This window comes from Pontimicrobium sp. MEBiC06410 (assembly GCF_053601615.1).
Genome location: NZ_JBSHNT010000153.1, coordinates 1 through 20,003 on the forward strand (window position 1 = coordinate 1; position 20,003 = coordinate 20,003).

At 32.0% G+C, this 20,003-nt stretch carries 23 protein-coding genes and 1 tRNA gene; 8 read left to right on the top strand and 16 right to left on the bottom strand.

All coding sequences use genetic code 11. The annotated features are described in order from the left end of the window. Window positions 1-365: 365 nt before the first annotated feature. The 7 genes from ACVC08_RS09990 to trxA form a co-directional block, all read right to left on the bottom strand. Window positions 366-833 (bottom strand): hypothetical protein, encoded by a 468-nt coding sequence (locus ACVC08_RS09990; RefSeq protein WP_452601930.1) that lies wholly within the window; start codon window positions 831-833, stop codon window positions 366-368. A gap of 240 nt (window positions 834-1,073) precedes the next feature. Then, window positions 1,074-1,820 carry a response regulator gene (locus tag ACVC08_RS09995; protein ID WP_452601931.1) on the bottom strand — a complete coding sequence of 249 codons (747 nt, stop codon included), beginning with the start codon at window positions 1,818-1,820 and terminating at the stop codon, window positions 1,074-1,076. Between the two features lie 7 nt (window positions 1,821-1,827). After that, window positions 1,828-2,568 carry a hypothetical protein gene (locus tag ACVC08_RS10000; RefSeq protein WP_452601932.1) on the bottom strand — a complete coding sequence of 247 codons (741 nt, stop codon included), beginning with the start codon at window positions 2,566-2,568 and terminating at the stop codon, window positions 1,828-1,830. Window positions 2,569-2,572: 4 nt separating this feature from the next. Then, entirely contained in the window at window positions 2,573-2,743 is a 171-nt protein-coding gene (locus tag ACVC08_RS10005) for a hypothetical protein (RefSeq protein ID WP_452601933.1), read from the bottom strand. A gap of 463 nt (window positions 2,744-3,206) precedes the next feature. Beyond that, a tRNA-Asp gene (locus ACVC08_RS10010) sits at window positions 3,207-3,280 on the bottom strand. A gap of 79 nt (window positions 3,281-3,359) precedes the next feature. Then, window positions 3,360-4,292 carry a DUF58 domain-containing protein gene (locus ACVC08_RS10015; RefSeq protein WP_452601934.1) on the bottom strand — a complete coding sequence of 311 codons (933 nt, stop codon included), beginning with the start codon at window positions 4,290-4,292 and terminating at the stop codon, window positions 3,360-3,362. A gap of 101 nt (window positions 4,293-4,393) precedes the next feature. After that, a complete protein-coding gene (gene trxA / locus ACVC08_RS10020; protein ID WP_452596803.1) occupies window positions 4,394-4,711 on the bottom strand; it encodes a thioredoxin in 318 nt (105 codons plus the stop codon). Window positions 4,712-4,889: 178 nt separating this feature from the next. On the opposite strand from trxA, the gene ACVC08_RS10025 reads away from it, so the two are divergent. After that, window positions 4,890-5,321, top strand: a complete 432-nt coding sequence (locus ACVC08_RS10025; RefSeq protein ID WP_452601935.1) for an SRPBCC family protein — start codon at window positions 4,890-4,892, stop codon at window positions 5,319-5,321. After that, entirely contained in the window at window positions 5,311-5,637 is a 327-nt protein-coding gene (locus ACVC08_RS10030) for an ArsR/SmtB family transcription factor (RefSeq protein ID WP_452596801.1), read from the top strand. Before ACVC08_RS10025 ends, ACVC08_RS10030 begins: the two co-directional genes overlap by 11 nt. Here the strand turns inward: ACVC08_RS10030 and ACVC08_RS10035 are convergent. The 5 genes from ACVC08_RS10035 to ACVC08_RS10055 all read right to left on the bottom strand — a co-directional run bounded on the left by ACVC08_RS10035 (window position 5,634) and on the right by ACVC08_RS10055 (window position 12,687). Continuing rightward, window positions 5,634-6,035, bottom strand: coding sequence for a serine hydrolase (locus tag ACVC08_RS10035; RefSeq protein WP_452601936.1), 402 nt, complete (start codon window positions 6,033-6,035; stop codon window positions 5,634-5,636). The genes ACVC08_RS10030 and ACVC08_RS10035 overlap by 4 nt on opposite strands. Further along, complete coding sequence (locus ACVC08_RS10040) at window positions 6,007-6,780, bottom strand: serine hydrolase domain-containing protein (RefSeq protein WP_452601937.1); 774 nt, start codon at window positions 6,778-6,780, stop codon at window positions 6,007-6,009. Before ACVC08_RS10040 ends, ACVC08_RS10035 begins: the two co-directional genes overlap by 29 nt. Beyond that, a complete protein-coding gene (gene dnaE / locus ACVC08_RS10045; protein ID WP_452601938.1) occupies window positions 6,780-11,168 on the bottom strand; it encodes a DNA polymerase III subunit alpha in 4,389 nt (1,462 codons plus the stop codon). Before dnaE ends, ACVC08_RS10040 begins: the two co-directional genes overlap by 1 nt. Window positions 11,169-11,329: 161 nt before the next feature. Further along, window positions 11,330-11,779 (bottom strand): ferritin-like domain-containing protein, encoded by a 450-nt coding sequence (locus tag ACVC08_RS10050; protein WP_452597714.1) that lies wholly within the window; start codon window positions 11,777-11,779, stop codon window positions 11,330-11,332. A 224-nt stretch (window positions 11,780-12,003) separates the two neighbouring features. Beyond that, window positions 12,004-12,687, bottom strand: a complete 684-nt coding sequence (locus ACVC08_RS10055; RefSeq protein WP_452601939.1) for a DUF6252 family protein — start codon at window positions 12,685-12,687, stop codon at window positions 12,004-12,006. A 148-nt stretch (window positions 12,688-12,835) separates the two neighbouring features. Here ACVC08_RS10055 and ACVC08_RS10060 point away from each other — a divergent pair, with 148 nt between their 5' ends. The 6 genes from ACVC08_RS10060 (at window position 12,836) to ACVC08_RS10085 (ending at window position 17,788) form a co-directional block, all read left to right on the top strand. Then, window positions 12,836-13,336 carry a 30S ribosomal protein S16 gene (locus ACVC08_RS10060; RefSeq protein WP_452597716.1) on the top strand — a complete coding sequence of 167 codons (501 nt, stop codon included), beginning with the start codon at window positions 12,836-12,838 and terminating at the stop codon, window positions 13,334-13,336. Window positions 13,337-13,431: 95 nt separating this feature from the next. After that, entirely contained in the window at window positions 13,432-13,962 is a 531-nt protein-coding gene (rimM, locus tag ACVC08_RS10065) for a ribosome maturation factor RimM (RefSeq protein WP_452597717.1), read from the top strand. Between the two features lie 2 nt (window positions 13,963-13,964). Beyond that, complete coding sequence (locus tag ACVC08_RS10070) at window positions 13,965-14,681, top strand: tRNA1(Val) (adenine(37)-N6)-methyltransferase (RefSeq protein WP_452601940.1); 717 nt, start codon at window positions 13,965-13,967, stop codon at window positions 14,679-14,681. Window positions 14,682-14,790: 109 nt separating this feature from the next. Beyond that, window positions 14,791-15,969: an acyl-CoA dehydrogenase family protein gene (locus ACVC08_RS10075; RefSeq protein WP_452597719.1), complete on the top strand. Its 1,179-nt coding sequence runs from the start codon at window positions 14,791-14,793 to the stop codon at window positions 15,967-15,969. An 83-nt stretch (window positions 15,970-16,052) separates the two neighbouring features. After that, a complete protein-coding gene (locus ACVC08_RS10080; protein WP_452602008.1) occupies window positions 16,053-16,838 on the top strand; it encodes a DUF3050 domain-containing protein in 786 nt (261 codons plus the stop codon). Window positions 16,839-16,888: 50 nt separating this feature from the next. Then, complete coding sequence (locus ACVC08_RS10085; protein WP_452601941.1) at window positions 16,889-17,788, top strand: serine/threonine protein phosphatase; 900 nt, start codon at window positions 16,889-16,891, stop codon at window positions 17,786-17,788. Between the two features lie 3 nt (window positions 17,789-17,791). Here the strand turns inward: ACVC08_RS10085 and ACVC08_RS10090 are convergent, their stop codons facing one another. From ACVC08_RS10090 to ACVC08_RS10105, 4 genes are all read right to left on the bottom strand, one after another. Continuing rightward, complete coding sequence (locus ACVC08_RS10090; protein ID WP_452601942.1) at window positions 17,792-18,031, bottom strand: hypothetical protein; 240 nt, start codon at window positions 18,029-18,031, stop codon at window positions 17,792-17,794. A gap of 262 nt (window positions 18,032-18,293) precedes the next feature. Next, complete coding sequence (locus ACVC08_RS10095) at window positions 18,294-18,626, bottom strand: 2Fe-2S iron-sulfur cluster-binding protein (RefSeq protein WP_452597722.1); 333 nt, start codon at window positions 18,624-18,626, stop codon at window positions 18,294-18,296. 3 nt (window positions 18,627-18,629) lie between these two features. Further along, a complete protein-coding gene (locus ACVC08_RS10100) occupies window positions 18,630-19,691 on the bottom strand; it encodes an NAD(P)/FAD-dependent oxidoreductase (RefSeq protein ID WP_452601943.1) in 1,062 nt (353 codons plus the stop codon). 66 nt (window positions 19,692-19,757) lie between these two features. Further along, the gene (locus tag ACVC08_RS10105) at window positions 19,758-20,000 is read right to left on the bottom strand and encodes a NifU family protein (protein WP_452597724.1); all 243 of its coding nucleotides are present in this window, start codon (window positions 19,998-20,000) and stop codon (window positions 19,758-19,760) included. Window positions 20,001-20,003: the final 3 nt, after the last annotated feature.

Sequence of the window (20,003 nt, forward strand, 5' to 3'; positions counted from 1 at the left end):
GGCTTTAGTGTTAAGCCTAGAAATGTTAACATTACTTTTTAATGCTGTTTGTTGTACTTGTAAAGTATCGTCTTCTTTTTGGCAGTTAAAGGCTAAAAAAGCTATAGATGCACAAAACGCTACTCGTTTTATATGTTTTAAAAATGTCATGTTTTTAAATTTTAATTATTTATGTTTTATTCATCAACCTAGCACATAAACACTTAAAATAATCTGCGAGTAGCTTTACCTTGTAAAACAATGCTCTAAAGGGTAAGGATGGTTCTATTTTTTCATGTTTTAGTTTCTTTAAAATTATTGTATTAGTTAGCGTTATTAAAGTGGTATTTAGTAAAACCACCGTTTCAATACGTGTACCTTTATTATTAATTAGGCTTTAAAAACAATACGCTAGAGGCATGCGCCAAAAACTTATAAAAGCGATGTTTTAAACCTTTATGTTCTAGCATACCTAACACAGCAAATGTAGATATGCCTATAAATAGGTGCTTCTCTTGTTTTAAATAGCGTATTGTTTTTTTATTTATAGTCTTTACAGCTTTTTTATGTTGGTTTTGAAACACTACTAGCCTTAAATTAACATCTCGTATCTCTGTAGCTTTACAGTTTTTTAAATCGGCTTTACTTAAAGGGATTTCAGGTTTACGTATTAAAAACTTAAAGGGTGGCTTATCGTTAAAATATGCTAGTGCTTCTGTAGTGGTTTTTACTAAAAATACATCTACAAAAGGGTAATAGTTGTTAAAGTAACATTCTAGGTTTTTTTTATACTGTGCATCTTCGCTAGCTATTATAATTTGTAATGGGTCTATTTCTATAGTCACAATACTCATTTATTTTTTTAGATTAATAGTGATTTGTAGTTATGTAGTCTGCAATCAAAAAAATAAACCCCTCTTTTATGAGGGAAAATATTAAGGAAACTTCTTTTTTAAGAGAGTTTTTTTTATCTATTTGGTTTGTTTCATAATAGCCATAACATCTAGAATACAAAACTATATTAAAAGCAATAATTAGGGATAAGTTAAATCCGTATTTGTTTTACGGATTTTTTGGTAACAGATAAATAGTAATTACAGATAGTTTTTTTCTTTAGCAATAGTTATTAAATCAAAATTGCTATAGCTTTTTACATTAAAAAAGTCCATTAATTTCTTTTTACGTTTTTCTATGGTGCTTTTAGATTTTGGTAGTAGTTCTACCAAATCTTTCATATTTGCTCCATTAGCTATTAAGTGTAATATTTTACGATCTAAATCGTCTAGTCCTTTGTTTGAGGCAACTTCGTTTCTTATTTTTTTATTAACGGTAGAAGAATAATAAGGAGGGTCTATTAAAGATTGATGTATCGCTTCAATAAGTGTATTATTAGTAATATTAGATTTAACAATAAGTCCATCTGGGTCTATAGTTTTTACAATATTTAGAATTCTATACCCATCTGTATAAGAAGTTGTAACAATAATACTAGGATTAGGCTTTACTTTGATTTTTATCCATTTACCTAAGTCTTCTCCCGACAACATATTTTGCGCCTTATATTCAGGGAGTTTTATATCTAATAAAATTAAACCATATTGTTCTGCTTTATTTTTTAGGGTAAGAGATATTTTATTATAAGCTTCCTCTATATCTTTAGCTGTATCTATAAGAAAACAATATTGAGAATACTTTTTTTCTACTATTTGTAATGCTTTAACCAATTGCTCCTGTACAATAGGATGATCTTCTACAACTAAAACTTTTATATCTTTCAATAATTCGCTTAATACATCGTCTGGTAAAATAGTTTTGTAGTGCTTTGTAAAGTCGTCTCCCATTCCCTTTTTACATCCCCTTTTTTAATGCTTCTAACTTTTCTTTTCTATAAGCTTCTTTTGTTTCGTTGTCTTCTTTTAGATGTTTTTTAACATCTATAAAAGCAAACCTAGAAATAGCAGTGATTGCTTTTTGTAGCTTATATTCTTTGTCACTATTAAATATATACTTTAAAAATTTAATCAAAAAGAGTACTGCTACAATAGAAGAACAAATAAGACCGCTAATGTAAATTGCTTTATTAATTTCTAATTTTGGAGACAATGCCCATATTAAATATACAGACGAACTAAAAAAACATAGTAAAGACACAAAAAGAAAAGATTTACTTATTTCATTAAAATTAATGACCTTGCGATAAACATATAAAAGGAAAAATATAATCGCGATAACAAATACTAAAACGGGCATACCTATACCATCTAAAAAAGAATTTAAGTTAGGAAAACCATTTATTTTATGAGAGTTTTTAATTTTTTTAAGATTGGAGGCATTATTTATAGTTTTCTTTTTGTATTCATTATATTCTAATATTATATTTTTAGACTCTATAAATAGACTTTTTGGCAACCTTTCTGATTCATTAATCTTTTCTAGTAGAGCGATAGCTTCTAAGCCTTTTTCATATCTTATCTTTTTTGAATGTGAAAGTTTACTTCTTGCAATACTAATATCTTCAGGGAATGCATCTGCAAAAAGTTGAGAGAGAGCTGTAATCGTGCCAATAATCACAGCTCCTATTATAAACACTTTTTTAATATATGTCGTCGTCCTCTTCGTCTTGATTACCTTCTGGGTTTTCGATTGTGCCGTTGGAGTTTTTGTCTGTTTGGTATTCATCGGTTGTTATTGATTCTGCTTCACAGCTTGTAAAAGTTGCAGATAATGCGATTAAAAAAATGATTCCTAATACTACTTTTTTCATAATGTTGGTAATTTAAAGTTAATAAAAACAAGAAATTACCCTTTAATAGTGTCTTAAAAAAGGAAATCTAATTTAAGATATAAAAGAGTTATTAACTTCACCAATAAGGATAGGTAAAGTCTCACTTTATTATTCTATGAATAAAGCAGATGTATTTTAGATGATATTACTTATAAAGTTTTATCAATTGCAATATAAGCAGTATCTTTTTTTTACAACAACATTAAATCCGTAATTTTTTTACGGATTTTGTCTATTTAAAATCTCACAACTTTTTGTCTTGATCCTTGAATAGTATATAAAATAAAAAAGCATCCCGATTTTCTATTAAAAGAAAAAAGGAAAGCTTTCCATCGGTTTAACTACTTAAACCATTGACAGACTACTACATCTGTCAAAACAACACAACTAAAATTATTTGCCAAAAAAAGCTCCAATCTCTTGGAGCTTTTTAGCAATTTAGCGGTCTGGACGGGACTCGAACCCGCGACCCCCTGCGTGACAGGCAGATATTCTAACCAACTGAACTACCAGACCGTTGCTTATTGCGAGTGCAAATATACACTCCTTTTTTAATATCGCAAGCGTTTTTTTAATTTTTTTTAAAAATTTTTTACTAAATAAATTTTTGCCGTTCTATCATATATGCCGTTAAAACGGCATCAAAACTTCTATTTACATCAGCCTCAACGTATTTAATCCTATTTTGACCACATTTTATGCGTAAATTCTCGAAATAATTGCTCACTAATGATTCGTAATTTTCTTTTACAGAATCTGAATATAAATTAATAAACGCACCAGTTTCTACATCTACAAATCGTTTTGGTTTATTATCAAAGTCGAAAGTAAGCTCTTTATTTTTATCGAAAACATGAAATAAAACCACTTCATGCTTGTTATGTTTTAAATGTCTAAGGGCTTCAAATAGTTTATCTTCATCTGTTGTGGTTTGAAACATATCTGTAAACACAAAAATAAGAGAGCGTCTATGTATCTTCTCTGCTATTTGATGCAAGTACTTGTAAGTTTCTGTTTGCTTATTTACTGGCTTAGATAGTACCGCATTACTTAATTGCGCTAGTAACATTTGATGATGACGTTCGCTCCCCTTCTCTGAAGCATAAAAATCATAAGCATTACTATATATACTTAAACCAACTGCATCTCGTTGTTTTTTTAATATATGCATTAAGGCTGCACTGGCTAAAGCAGAAAACCCAATTTTATTTAAATTGTCTATAGAGAATGATGTATTCAATTCGGGATAATGCATAGAGCTACTATTATCTAAAATGATATGACAACGTAAATTAGTTTCATCATCGTAACGCTTAGTATATAGTTTATCTGTTTTTGCAAAAAGCTTCCAATCTATATGACGTGTACTCTCTCCTTGATTATAAATTTTATGTTCCGCAAATTCTGCCGAAAAGCCATGAAATGGACTTTTATGCATTCCAGAAATGAAACCCTCTACAACTTGTTTGGCCAAATGTTCTAGGTTTTTAAATCCTCCAGCTTTATTAAGTTCTTCTTGTAAATTCATACTCGCATCTTTGCATTAAGAGTAAGCCCCTTATTATTAGCCTAAACTAAAAAAGGTTTGCCGTATTGGCAAACCTTTTATCAATTCTTTGTGAATTTATATTATAAAAGCGAGTCTATAGCTTCTGCATATGCGTTTTTAGGCGCTACTCCTACTTGACGCCCAACCACTTCTCCGTTTTGAAATACTAAAACTGTAGGAATGTTTCTTACACCAAATTTTGCTGTAAACTCCTGGTTAGCATCAATATCTATTTTACCTACAACTGCTTTTCCTTCATACTCCTCACTAATTTGGTCTATAATTGGTCCAACCATTCTACATGGTCCACACCAAGCTGCCCAAAAATCTACCATTACAGGTTTATCACTCTTTAATACAATTTCTTCAAAATTTGCATCTGTTATTTCTAATGCCATAATACTTATAATTTAATTGTGTTTCTTATTTCACGTTAATATGCAATATTAGTCAAAAAAAATGCCAAAGCTTACACCCTTACAATTTGTTTTACTTATTGTCTTATTGTTTTGCCTTATCAATAAACTTAAATAAGCAACCAAAAAGTTGCGTATTTTTAATTAAAAAGCATACACCATGAAAGATGTTATTACAAAAGAAAAAGTATTTAATCACCCTATAGACACTATTTGGAGTGCAATAACTAAAGCTGAAGAAATTTCTGCTTGGTTTATTAAAGCAGACTTTAAAGCCGAAAATGGTTATAAGTATACATTTACAGCTAGTAAAGATAAAGGTTGCTTAACTATAAGTGGAGAAGTAAAAGCCTCTTCACCATATACTTTAATTTACACTTGGATTGTAGAAAATACTACTGTTGAAACTACTGTAAAATGGAACTTAATTCCTATTAAAAACGGAGGTACCAAACTACAATTAGAACATTCTGGCATTTCTAATTATGAAGGTGACACCGCTGTAAAAATGTTTGAAAGCTTTAGTGGCGGCTGGGATGGCTGTATTAGTGGTTTATTAAATTACTTAAACAAAGAAGTTAATGCAGGATAGAGTAACAACACTTTTTAAGGCTATTGCCGACCCTAAAAGGCGTGCCATTTTTCATGCTTTAATTATTGCAACATCTGCATTATCTATTACACAAATAGCAAACACCTTCGACATTAGCAGACAAGGTGTCACAAAGCATATTAAAACTTTAGAAAACGCAGGTTTAGTAACTATAACTAACAAAGGACGTGAACGTTTTTGTTTCCCTAACGCAAAACCTTTACAAGACATAAATAAATGGTTAAAATTCTACGAACAGTTCTGGACAGACTCCTTAGATAATTTAGGTGATTATTTAAACAAAAAAAATGCTTAATACGTTTTAAGCGTTTTTATTAATAGCTTGTTTAAATCTACTCTTAAGTGTTTTTGGTCTTGCTCTAATACAACGACAGCTAAAGAAGCGTTTAATTCGGGGAAATAATATGCCGTTGTTCCCCAAAACCCATTATGTCCATAACCTTTAATGTTATTATATTCTACAGAGGTTAATCCTAGGTAATAATCGCCTTCCATATCTTTTTTAGGGTTAGCTTTAGTATATAATAGTTGTAGTGTTTTTTCATTTTGAAACACTTTGTTACTAAAAACATTTTGAAAAAAAAGAGCTAAATCCTTAGGCGTAGAGGCTATACCTCCTCCTCCGTACAAATCGAATGTATGGCTAATACTATAATTATTTATGTTAGCAGAAGACACATATTGGTATGCCATAGGTTACATTATTAGGATAACTTTCTAAGGTTGTAAACCATGTTTTATTTAAATGTAATGCAGTGTAACCTATGAGTTCTCTTATTGCTTTATAAAACGTTTTATTTGTAACAGACTCAATAACTTCAGTCAGTAATAAGTAATTTGTATCTGAATATGCAAACACTTCTCCCGATTCTCCTAATGGCTCACCATGTTCCATTGCAAACTTTATTTGCTCAATTCTACTCCATTCTCTTTTTGGGTTAGCTAATATTTCATTAAAATAAGCTTCAGTTTCTGCATAATCAAAAATACCGCTTGTGTGAGACAATAAATCTTTAATGGTAATACTATAAACATCGTAGCCCTCTTTGCTTAACATTATTTTTGATGCATTAGAGATGTACTTAAAAATAGGGTCGTTTAACTTAAGTTCTCCTTGTTCAATTAGTTTTAAAACGCTTACTGCTACGTAGGTTTTAGTATTACTTGCTATTAAAACTGGCTGATCACTTTCTAAATTAGTTTTCGTTTTTTTATTAGAAACACCAACAGCACCACTCCAAGATATATTTTTATTTGGCGCTTCTATATGCACCATTATACCTACAGCATCTTCATGATTACTATAAATAGAATCTAAAATACTTTGAAAAACCGCATACTTATCATCTACTTTATTTACTTTCTTAGGGCTACTATTACAACTTATAAATACAATAGTTAATAGACTCAAAAAGGAATATGCTGTTATTTTAACCATTAATTTAATTTGTAAAGCACTTGCTGTTCTTCTAATTCATCTAATAACTCCTGAGATACTTTAACCTTTTGTTTTCTGCTAGGCATTTCAAGTTTTATTTTGTCTCTGTTTTCGTAAACCACAAAATTTAGTAAATGGCTTCCAGGATGCATCGCTATTAACTCTTTTAAACTTTTAATTTTATCCGATTCTAATTCTTTAATATTTAATTGTATAGATAACTTTCTTACACTTTTTTCCATAACGTCGTGTAATAATTGAAAGTTATTAAATTGAATTCTAGGATCGCTTCGTTTCCCTGTATCTTTATTAATCCAACCTTCTCTAATAAAGGTTTTTACATGCACAAAGTTGTTTTGCATTAAAAAGTGCCTGAATTTTAAGTAATCTTCTCCAAAAATGCGAAACTCATAAGAGTCTGTAAAATCTTCTATAGTAAATAAAGCCCACCCTTTTCCTTGCTTACTAACACGATGTTGCACATCTGTTACCACACCTCCAAAAGTAATATCTTTATTAACGTTTTGCTCTAAGTTATAAAAGTCAGCAATGGTCCCCTTACAAAAAGTATTCATCTCTGTTCTAAAATCGTCTAGTGGATGTCCAGAAATATAAATCCCAACAACTTCGCGTTCTTTAGCCAATTTTTCCATTGTACCCCATGTTTCGCATGGTGGTACTTGAGGTTCTTCTATTTGAACATTACTTGCTTCTCCAAATAAACTTACTTGAGCAGAATTTTCATTTTCTTGATGCTTATGGCCATACTTAATTGCTTTTTCTAAAAAGGTTAAATCCCCTCCTTCTTTATGAAAATATTGTGCTCTATGGGTTGTTTCAAAACAATCAAAACCTCCAGCTAATGCTAAATTCTCGAATGCTTTTTTATTTGCTGCTCTTAAATCTATTCGTTTAGCTATATCGAAAATAGACTTATAGTGTCCGTCTTTTTTTCTATTATCTACTATAGTCATTACCGCACCATGACCTACTCCTTTAATAGCCCCCATACCAAAACGTACAGCGTTGTCTTGATTTACAGAGAATTTATAAAACGATTCATTTACATCTGGCCCCAATACGTCTAATTTCATACGTTTACATTCTTCCATAAAGAATGTTACTTGTTTGATATCATTCATGTTATTAGAGAGTACTGCTGCCATATATTCGGCTGGATAATGCGCCTTTAAATAGGCCGTTTGGTACGCAATCCACGCATAACATGTAGAGTGCGATTTGTTAAAGGCATAACTTGCAAAAGCTTCCCAATCTTTCCAAATTTTCTCAAGCTTTTTAGCATCATGCCCATTAGCACTTGCCTGCTCAATAAACTTTGGTTTCATTTTATCTAGAACAGCAATTTGCTTTTTACCCATGGCTTTCCTCAAAACATCTGCCTCACCTTTTGTAAAGTCTGCTAATTTTTGAGAAAGTAACATTACTTGCTCTTGGTATACGGTAATACCATACGTTTCTTTTAAGTACTCCTCCATTGCCGGGAGATCGTACTCTATATCTTCGTCTCCGTGCTTTCTACGAACAAAACTAGGAATGTATTCCATAGGCCCTGGACGATACAAGGCATTCATGGCAATTAAATCATCAAAAACTGTAGGTTTTAAATCCTTAAGGTGTTTTTGCATTCCAGGAGATTCGTATTGGAATACTCCTACTGTTTCTCCTCGTTGGAATAACTCGTATGTTTTAACATCATCTAGCGGAAAACTATCTGGATCTAGTAAAATATTATGCTTCGCTTTTACAATTTTTACCGTATCCTTAATTAGGGTTAATGTTTTTAGCCCTAAAAAATCCATTTTTAATAGTCCTGCATCCTCTACTACAGAGTTATCAAATTGGGTAACATATAAATCGGAATCTTTTGCTGTAGATACTGGTACGAATTTAGTAATATCATCTGGCGTAATAATTACACCACAAGCATGAATTCCTGTATTCCTTACAGAACCTTCCAGAGACCTTGCTAAGTTTAAAGTCTCTGCTTGTAAATCTGAGCCTTCAGAAATATTTAAAAGTTCATTAACTTTTTCTAATTCTTCTGCTCTAAACATATTCTTTAACCCCTTCTCGTCTGCTCCAAAAATCTTTCGAAGCTTAGACATATTAGGGATTAGCTTAGCTATTCTATCGGCATCAAATAATGGCAAATCTAATACTCTGGCTGTATCTCTAATAGAAGATTTTGCAGCCATAGTACCATAGGTAATAATTTGAGCCACCTGATTACTTCCGTACTTTTCTATTACGTAATCCATAACACGGCTTCGGCCTTCATCATCAAAATCGATATCAATATCGGGCATACTTACACGATCTGGATTTAAGAAACGCTCAAAAAGCAGATTATACTTCATGGGGTCTATATTGGTTATCCATAAGCAATAGGCAACTACAGATCCTGCTGCAGAACCACGCCCTGGTCCTACTGACACATCCATGTTTCTGGCTTCTCTAATAAAATCCTCAACAATTAAGAAATACCCTGGATATCCTGTTTTTTCAATAACTTCTAACTCGAAATCCAAACGTTCTATAACGTCTTCTGTTAATGGTTCGCCATATCGCTTCTTTGCACCTTCGTAGGTTAAATGTCTTAAAAAGGCATTTTCACCTCGTTTCCCACCATCTACTTCATCTTCTTCATGTCTAAATTCTTCCGGAATATCAAAAGCTGGTAATAATACATCTCTTGCTAACTGATAAGCTTCTACTTTGTCTACAACTTCTTGAATGTTTATAATAGCGTCTGGAACATCCTTAAACGCTTCTTTCATTTGGCCTGAAGACTTAAAGTAATAATCTTTATTTGGTAGCCCATAACGATATCCACGGCCTCTACCTATTGGGGTTGCTTGTTTTTCTCCGTCTTTTACACATAACAAAATATCATGTGCATTAGCATCATCTTGATTTGCATAATAGGTATTGTTGGAGGCTATTAACTTTACATTGTGTTTTCTAGCTAGTTTTATTAAGGTTGGGTTTACTCTATTTTCATCTTCTTGATTGTGTCTCATTAATTCTACATACAAATCATCTCCAAAGACGTCTTTCCACCAGAGCAATGCTTCCTCTGCTTGGTTTTCTCCAATATTTAAAACTTTACTAGGGACTTCTCCGTAGAGGTTACCAGTAAGTACAATAAGGTCTTCTTTATATTCTTGAATTAACTTTTTATCAATTCTTGGTACATAATAAAACCCATTTACAAAGGCATGAGAAGATAATTTGGCTAGGTTATGGTAGCCGTTTTTATTTTTAGCAAGTAATACTATTTGGTAACCATTATCCTTTCTGGTTTTGTCTAAATGGTCTTCGCAAACAAAAAACTCACAACCAATTATTGGTTTTATTTCTTTTACAGTTGTTGTTTCTCCTTTGGCTTTGGCTTCTTCTATTTTGGCCTTCGCTGCTTTATTATGTTTATTTGCTGCATTTACAAAGTGGAAAGCCCCCATCATGTTAGCATGATCGGTTAATGCTACTGCTGGCATGTTTTGTTTTGCTGCAGCATCAATAATATCACCCACACTCATTGTAGATTGTAGTACAGAAAATTGCGAATGGTTATGTAAATGCACAAAATCTACATTTTGTAAACCTTCTATATTTTCTTTTATTTCTTCGTCTGTAATACCACCCGTTTCCTGTTTCTGTAATCGTGCATTAATTTTAGCACTTTCTCGCTTTAAATTAATGTGCTTTAAACCTATTAATTTAATTGGTTGAGGGTTTGCTTCTGAAAAACGATCAAAATAATCTGGGGCGACATCTAATTGTTCTTCTGTATATTGCCTTTTTCTTATTAATTCAAAAAAACAACGTGTTGTTGCCTCAACATCTGCCGTTGCGTTGTGTGCTTCTGCAAAACCATCTCCAAATAAAAATTTATGCAATTCAGAAAGTGTAGGTAGCTTAAACTTTCCGCCTCTACCTCCAGGAATTTGACATAAACTTGCAGTATGTTCAGTACAGGTATCTAAAACTGGTAATTCTTGTAAATTATTGGCTAAGTTTTCTCTACAAAACTCAGCTCCCATAATATTTAAATCGAACTTTACATTTTGCCCAACAACAAACTTAGTTTTACTTAAAGCTATATTAAATTTCTCTAAGACTTCTGCAAGAGAAACCCCTTGTTCTTCTGCTAATTCTGTAGAAATACCATGAATTTTCTCTGCATCATAAGGAATATTAAAACCTTCTGGTTTAACTAAATAATCTTGACTTTCTATACATTGTCCCATTTCGTCATGCAATTGCCATGCTATCTGTATACAGCGTGGCCAATTATCGGTATCTGTTATTGGCGCATCCCAACGTTTAGGCAATCCAGTAGTTTCTGTATCGAAAATTAAGTACATACTCTGTGTTTATATATTTGTTTTAGAGGTTTTTAAGAATTTTAAAGCTAGCCTATAAAAATACATAAAATTGTTACTATAAAAGGCGAAAGTTATAAACAGTTTTAAACATAAAAAGCCAATGCTTTCGCATTGGCTTATATATTATTTAATCTCTAAATTTATGAGACTAGTTCTTCATGAACTTTTGCTGTATTAATTGCAGACTGTATAGCGTTTCTGTGTTTTAAAATCAAAGCATCTATTGTAGGTGGTAAGTTTTTTTCTGTAATTAAATTATTATATTCTTCTAAACTTGCCTCTTCGCCTCTAATAGCTTCTTCTAAAATAGCTTCTTCATTATTTGTAGAGAAAGTAGATTTCAAACTCATCCAGTTTCTATGCACAATACCTTTAAAACTTCCTGAGTCTTCTGGTATTTCTCCATATCTTAAAATTTCTGTTCTTAATTCTTTAGCAAACTCGCTTCTTTCGGTTGCTCTTCTTTTAAAAAACATTTTTAACCTATCGCCTTCTACGTTATCTATTGCATTTAAATAACCTTTTTCAGCATCATAGTTTTTAATTAATAATTGGTTTAATTTGTTTGAAATTTCTTCAGTGTACTTCATAAAATCTTTTATCATTTTTAAAATTCCAATACCTTCTTTATTGATGCGTATTGTTTCACATCGACTTACTACAGTATAATAGATATCACTCCTTTTGTCAAGCATTTTAACACACTTTATGAATTTTAAAACCTTATTTAAGAAATTTTAACAAAAAAAGCGTAGTCTATAAATTTGTAGACTACGCTTACTATATTTTATTTAAGTAAATTTTACTTATACTACTACATACAGGTTAAACCATCTATTGTAGTTTGTATGCTACCATCGGTATCACCACATGCAGTTATTTTTGTTTGCAAAGCTGTTTTATATGCATTACAAACGGTTTCGTAATTTGCATCTGTAGTAGCTGTTCCATCAAAACTTAAAAATGTAGCATCAACGGTAGCTGTAGCTTGAGCACAACTTACTGTACTAACACCTCCAGTTGTAGGTGTACCTACTAACTGCACTTTGTGAAAAAATCCTCTATTAAAGTTAATTGAGGATAACCCAGAAGCATTGAAAGCATTAAAATAAAACTCTCCAGACACTGTACCTCCTTCTGTATCTACTTCCTTAATGTCTATAACACCATCTGCTGGATAAATTTGCACACTAGGATCTGGCATATTATTAGTAGACCAAACCACACTGTTAACATCTAAAAGCGCTCCAGATGACGAAGTGTTTACCATATCGTGCAGTCCCAAAGCTGCAGAATTAGAGACTAGTGTTACTGTTTCAAAATTATCTGATCCAACAATAGTAAGAACTCCAGATGCATCTATGTTTGCACTGTAGGTAATCGCTTCCCAAAGATTACCATCTTTTTTTGCCTGAAAAGAAGGGGTATTGAATTCTAACTCCTCACCACAACCCAAAAAAGTAAATATGGTAAGAACTAAAACAATAAACTTTTTCATAATAGTTATTTTTAATAGGAATCAAAAATAGAATAAAAATTATAAATTCCACATAATAACGCCAAAAACTTGAAATTTAAATAAATGTACCTATCTTTGCGCCTCATTATTAATAACCGAGGTCGAGAACCTCACAAATTAATTTTTTATGCCAGTAAAAATTAGATTACAAAGACACGGTAAAAAAGGAAAACCGTTTTATTGGATTGTTGCAGCTGATTCTAGAGCTAAAAGAGATGGTAAATACTTAGAGAAATTAGGTGTTTACAATCCTAACACAAATCCTGCAACTATCGATTTAGATGTTGATGGAGCAGTTAAATGGTTACAGAACGGTGCACAACCTACTGACACAGCAAAAAATCTTTTATCTTACAAAGGCGCTTTACTAAAAAATCACCTAGCTGGTGGTGTTAGAAAAGGTGCTTTAACTGAAGAGCAAGCTGAAGCTAAATTTACAGCTTGGTTAGAAGAAAAGACAGGTAAAGTTGATTCTAAAAAAGATGGTTTAGCTAAAGCAGAAGCTGATGCTAAAGCAAAAGCTTTAGAAGCTGAAAAAGCAGTAAACGAAGCAAGAGTTGCAGCTGCAGCTCCTGTAGTTGAAGAAGAAGTTGCTGAAGCAACAGAAGCTTCAAATGAAGAAGAATAGAAATTTATTTTTTTATACTTTTAAAACTCCGATATAAATTATCGGAGTTTTTTTATTGAAAGATATTTTTAAAAAGCACAACTTTAATAATTAAAATGAATAAACAAGATTGTTTTTTTCTAGGCAAAATCGTTAAAAAATATAGTTTTAAAGGCGAATTACTAGCCAAATTAGATACTGATGAACCTGAACTATACAAAGATTTAGAATCTGTTTTTGTGTACTTAAAAGGAGCTTTAATTCCTTTTTTTATTGAAAGTGCTCAATTGCATAAGTCTGAGTTACTACGTATAAAATTTGAAGACGTAGATACCGAAGAAGATGCAGATGCTTTAATGAAATGCGAACTGTATTTGCCTCTTGATTTTTTACCAGAACTTGAAGACGATAAATTTTATTTTCATGAAATTATTGGCTTTAAAGTAGAAGATAAGAATTTTGGAACTGTAGGAACAATTACTGGTGTTAATGATTCTACAGCTCAATCTTTATTTGAAATTGATAGAGATGGTATTGAAATTTTAATTCCTATGAATGACGAATTTATCTCGAAAGTAGATAAAACTAATAAAACTATTTTTGTTAACACACCAGAAGGTTTAATCGATTTATATTTAGAAGAATAGTTATGTCTAAAATGCCTTTTAAGTTTAAACAGTTTGAAGTTAACCAAGACCAATGCGCCATGAAAATTGGAACAGATGGCGTATTACTTGGAGCTTGGGCTACTATTAAAAATAAACCTTTTTCGGTTTTAGATATAGGAGCAGGCACTGGGATTATTGGTTTGATGTTAGCACAACGTAGTGATGCAGAAATTATAGATGCGTTAGAAATAGATGAATTAGCATACGAACAGTGTGTTGATAATTTTGAAGCCTCTCCTTGGGGAGACCGTTTGTTTTGTTATCATGCAGATTTAGCAGAATTTACAGAAGAAATTGATGATAAGTATGACTTAATAATTTCTAACCCTCCATTTTATTCTGAAGATTTTAAAACGGATAATAAACAGCGTGATTTAGCTCGTTTTACAGATGCTATGCCTTTTGAACATTTAGTAGACAGCGCCTCTAAATTATTAGCAGAACATGGTAGTTTTTGTACTATAATTCCATTTAAAGAGGAAGCTCATTTTATTACACTAGCTTCAAAAGTAAACTTACACGTTAATACTATTCTTCGTGTAAGAGGTAATGCACAAAGAGAACTAAAGCGCAGTTTAATAGAATTATCATTCAATAAAAGTACTATTAAATCTTCTGAGCTAACAATAGAAACTGCAAGACACGAATACACAGAAGACTACATTAACCTTACCAAAGATTTTTACCTTAAAATGTAGATTATAAATTGGGCAATGTAAACGTTTTCGCTATTTTTGTTTTCCAAATAATTTGAGTTCTATTGCAAATTAAATTGCATTTAAACTCGATAACTATAAAATAAACTAGATGAAACCAGATTTATTTGAAGCGCCAGATTATTATAATCTTGATGAACTTTTAACTGAAGAACATAAATTAGTTCGTGATGCTGCCCGCGAATGGGTAAAGCGAGATGTATCTCCTATTATAGAAGAAGCTGCACAAAAAGCTGAATTCCCTACTCAAATTGTTAATGGGTTAGCTGAAATTGGTGCTTTTGGCCCATATATTCCAGAAGAATATGGAGGTGCTGGATTAGACCAAATTTCGTATGGTTTAATCATGCAAGAAATAGAGCGTGGAGATTCTGGTGTACGTAGTACAGCATCTGTACAATCGTCTTTAGTAATGTATCCTATTTGGAAATATGGAAACGAAGAACAACGTAAAAAATACTTACCTAAATTAGCTTCAGGAGAATGGATTGGTAGTTTTGGTTTAACCGAGCCTGATCATGGTAGTAATCCTGGAGGTATGACTACTAATTTTAAAGATATGGGAGATCATTATCTTTTAAATGGTGCAAAAATGTGGATCTCTAATGCTCCATTTTGTCAAATTGCTGTAGTATGGGCTAAAAACGAAGAAGGCCGTATTCATGGTTTAGTTGTAGAGCGAGGTATGGAAGGGTTTACAACTCCAGAAACTCATAACAAATGGTCTTTAAGAGCTAGTGCTACTGGCGAGCTTATTTTTGATAACGTAAAAGTTCCTAAAGAGAACTTATTACCAAATAAATCTGGATTAGGAGCTCCTCTTGGCTGTTTAGATTCTGCTCGTTTTGGTATTGCATGGGGAGCAATTGGTGCTGCAATGGATTGTTATGATACTGCTTTAAGGTACTCTAAAGAGCGTATTCAGTTTGGCAAACCAATTGGACAGTTCCAATTACAACAAAAAAAACTAGCTGAAATGATTACCGAGATAACAAAAGCTCAATTATTAGCTTGGCGTTTAGGTGTTATGCGTGAGAACGGTACAGCAACCTCTGCACAAATATCTATGGCAAAACGTAATAATGTAGATATGGCTATTAATATTGCACGTGAAGCTAGACAAATGTTAGGAGGAATGGGTATTACTGGTGAATATAGTATAATGCGTCATTCTATGAATTTAGAAAGTGTTATTACTTATGAAGGAACTCATGATATCCACTTATTAATTACTGGATTAGACATTACTGGTCTTAATGCATTTAAATAATAACTAGAAACTTAAGTTAGATAACTATAACTCAATAAATGCATTTCTTAATTGGAATGCATTTTTATTTTACAAAAATTGAAATGACTCCCGATTACATAAATAAAAGTATTGCTCCTTACAAGGTGCAATTATTAAATCACCCACTTTATAAAAATATAAAAACAGTAGAGCAGTTAAATCTATTTTTAGAATATCATGTGTTTGCTGTATGGGATTTTATGTCTCTTCTAAAATCACTTCAAAATAAGTTAACCTGTACAAGTATTCCTTGGACACCTATTGGTTCTCCTTCTACTAGGTATTTAATTAATGAAATTGTTGTTGCAGAAGAAACAGATATAAGTATAAACGGAGAAAGGCAAAGTCATTTTGAAATGTATCTTGAGGCCATGGAAGCTACAAGAGCAAACACAGCACCTATTAATGATTTATTAAATACTATTGATAGTACTAAAAATGTTTTTACAGCTATTACCAACAGTAATTTACCTGAAGGTATTGTAACATTTTTAAACTTTACTTTTAATATCGCTTTTTATGGTAAACCTCATGAAATTGCTGCTGCCTTTACTTTTGGAAGAGAGGATTTAATACCAAAAATGTTTACAAAGCTCCTTAAAGAACTTCAAACTAACTTTCCTGAAAAAGACTTAAGTAAACTGGTCTACTATTTTGAAAGGCATATAGAACTAGATGCAGATGAGCATGGCCCTATGGCAATGCAAATGATTAATGAGTTATGCGAAAATGATTCTAAAAAATGGGAAGAAGTTGAAACCATTTCTATAAAGGCTTTACAAAAACGAATATCGCTTTGGAATGCTATTAATGACCATATTATGCAAATGGATTTGACTACTATTTAAATTGAACTTTATAATTCTCTTTTTCAAGTCTTTTTCTTTACTTTTACTATATGTTTTCAGCTAAAAAAAGATTAGATCACGCTTATAAAAATGCTCACATTGTTCCTTTTAATGAGAACTCTAAATTTATTCTATTTAGCGATTGCCATCGTGGAGATAATAGTTTTGCAGATGATTTTGCCAATAATCGTAACATCTATTACCATGCATTAAAGCATTATTTTAATGAAGGGTTTGAGTATTGCGAATTAGGTGACGGAGATGAGTTATGGGAAAATATAAATTTTGAATCCATTTTACATGCTCATAAAGATGTCTATCTATTAATGAAACGTTTTCATGAAGCTGGCAAATTACACATGATTTGGGGAAACCATGATATGGTATACCGTAATCCAAAATATGTAGACAAACACTTATCTACATATTTCGATGCAAAAACAGGTGAGGATGTTGATTTGTTTTGCAATATTAAATACCATGAAGCAATAATTTTAAAGCATACAACAAATAATCAAGAACTATTTTTAACGCACGGACATCAAGCCGATTGGTGGAATTATTTATTTTGGAAATGGAGCCGATTTATGGTTCGCGTACTTTGGAAACCACTCAATGTTATGGGTATTGCAGACCCAACAAGCCCTGCAAAAAACTACAAAGAATTAATTAAGGTTGAACGCAAAACAAAAAAATGGATCTCTGATAATAATAACTTAATGACTATTGTTGGCCATACACATAGACCACGTTTTCCAGAACCTAATGATATCGCCTTTTTTAATGATGGAAGCTGTGTACATCCTAGGAGTATTACTGGCTTAGAAATTGAAAACGATGCTATTTCTCTAATTAAATGGACTATAGCAACTCAAGAAGATGGTACATTACGCATTATTAGAGTATTACTGGAAGGCCCAACTAAACTTATACATTACAAGAAAGCCTAATAATTACAGCTTGTAAACAACATTATCTATTTTGGCCTTAGCTGCATATTTCCTCATTAACTTTGTTTTTTCCTCTACAATTATTCTATCAATGTAGGTTTCGCTACTACGCCCTATTGGTACATTTTTAGTTACATCTTTTAAAATAAAACACCAACTACCACAGTCTAACTCTTGTATTTCGTATGCCTTTTGTATTGTAGAATTTCGCCTAATACTATTAATTACTTTTAGGCACTCCACTCTAGATTCATAGTTAGGACTTATAAATTCGACTTTTTTATTTAATTCAATTAAAACTTTGTGCCATTTAGATTTAAAGGAAAAATTTTGAAAATTGCCATATATAGTTCTTTTTTAGAACTACCTACGAAAAAAAAGGTTTAGGGGTTTTAAAAAAAGAGAGAATTATTATTTATTACAATTAGTTTATGCATTTATCTTTTATATGAGATAACCCATAAGACACTGTTTGACAGTAAATTATTAATACAAAAACTATTTATTAAGATTCTGGAGCTAATTCTACTTGTAGACCTTCCATTTCAGGTGTCATTTGTATTTGGCAACCTAAACGTGAGTTTTCTTTTACATAAAATGCTTCAGAGAGCATAGCCTCTTCATCATCTTGCATTTCTGGTAATTCGGTTTCACTTAACACATAACATTGGCAAGAGGCGCACATAGCCATGCCACCACAAACACCAATTGTTCCTTCTGGTGCTAACTCATAAGAACGAATAACCTCCATAAGATTCATAGCCATATCTGTTGGGGCTTCTATTTTATGAATTGTACCTTCTCGGTCAGTTATTGTTATGTTTATATCTTGTTCCATCTCTTACTCTATCTTCTTAACAACCGCTTTTGGAGCTTCTTTTCTAGTCCCATCAAAACCATCTACTCCAGCTACAGTTGTATATTTCATTACGTAACGTTTCCCTGGGTTTATTATTTTATATGCAGCTTGACACATTATTGTAGCTTCATGAAAGCCACAAAGAATTAATTTTAGCTTTCCAGGATAAGTATTAACATCTCCTATAGCAAAAATACCAGGTACATTTGTTTGGTAATCTAACGCATTATTTACCTTAATTGCATTTTTTTCAATCTCTAACCCCCAATTTGCAATAGGGCCTAGTTTAGGAGATAGTCCAAATAAAGGAATAAAATGATCGCATTCTATTTCAAATTCTTTTTCTATGTGTTGTGATTGTTTTACTACCACACCAGCAACTTTATCATCTCCTAAAATACCAATAACTTCTGCGGGAGTTATTAAATTTATTTTACTTGCATTTTTTAATTCTTGTACTTTTTCAACAGAATCTAAATGCCCTCTAAACTCATTCCTTCTATGAATTAACGTTACTTCTGAAGCAACGTCACTTAAAAAAATACTCCAGTCTAAAGCAGAGTCGCCTCCACCAGCAATAACTACTTTTTTGTTTCTATAAACCTCAGGGTCTTTAATAATATATTCAACACCACGGTCCTCGAAATTTGCAATATTATGAATTAATGGTTTTCTAGGTTCAAAACTCCCCAAACCTCCAGCAATTGCAACTACAGGCGCTTGATGTTTAGTGCCTTTATTTGTTGTAACAACAAAGGTTCCATCATCTTGTTTTTCTATAGTATCTGCACGCTCACCTAACGTAAACCCTGGCTCGAATTGCTTGCATTGTTCTAGTAATTTATCTGTAAGATCTCCCGCTAAAATTTCTGGATATGCAGGAATATCATAAATAGGTTTTTTAGGATATATTTCGGAACACTGTCCACCAGGTTGCGGCAGAGCATCAATTAAATGACATTTTAACTTAAGTAAACCAGCCTCAAAAACGGTAAATAGACCAGTAGGCCCAGCCCCAATTATAAGTATATCTGTTGTAATCATGAGTTTTGATATCGGAGAGTAAAAATAATATGAAAAGGAATGACATTATATGACAAAAGTCACTATTTATGACTCAATATTTATGACTTGCTCAATTTGAGGCGCATACTTTTTTATAGTCATTTCAACTCCAGATTTTAATGTCATTTGGTTAACACTACAGCCTACACATGCTCCTTGTAATTGTACTTTAACTAACTTACCGTCTTCTATAGATAACAATGAAATATCTCCTCCGTCACTTTGTAAGAATGGACGAATTTCTGCTAGTGCTTTTTCTACATTCAGTTTTAATTCTTCTGTTGTCATCTG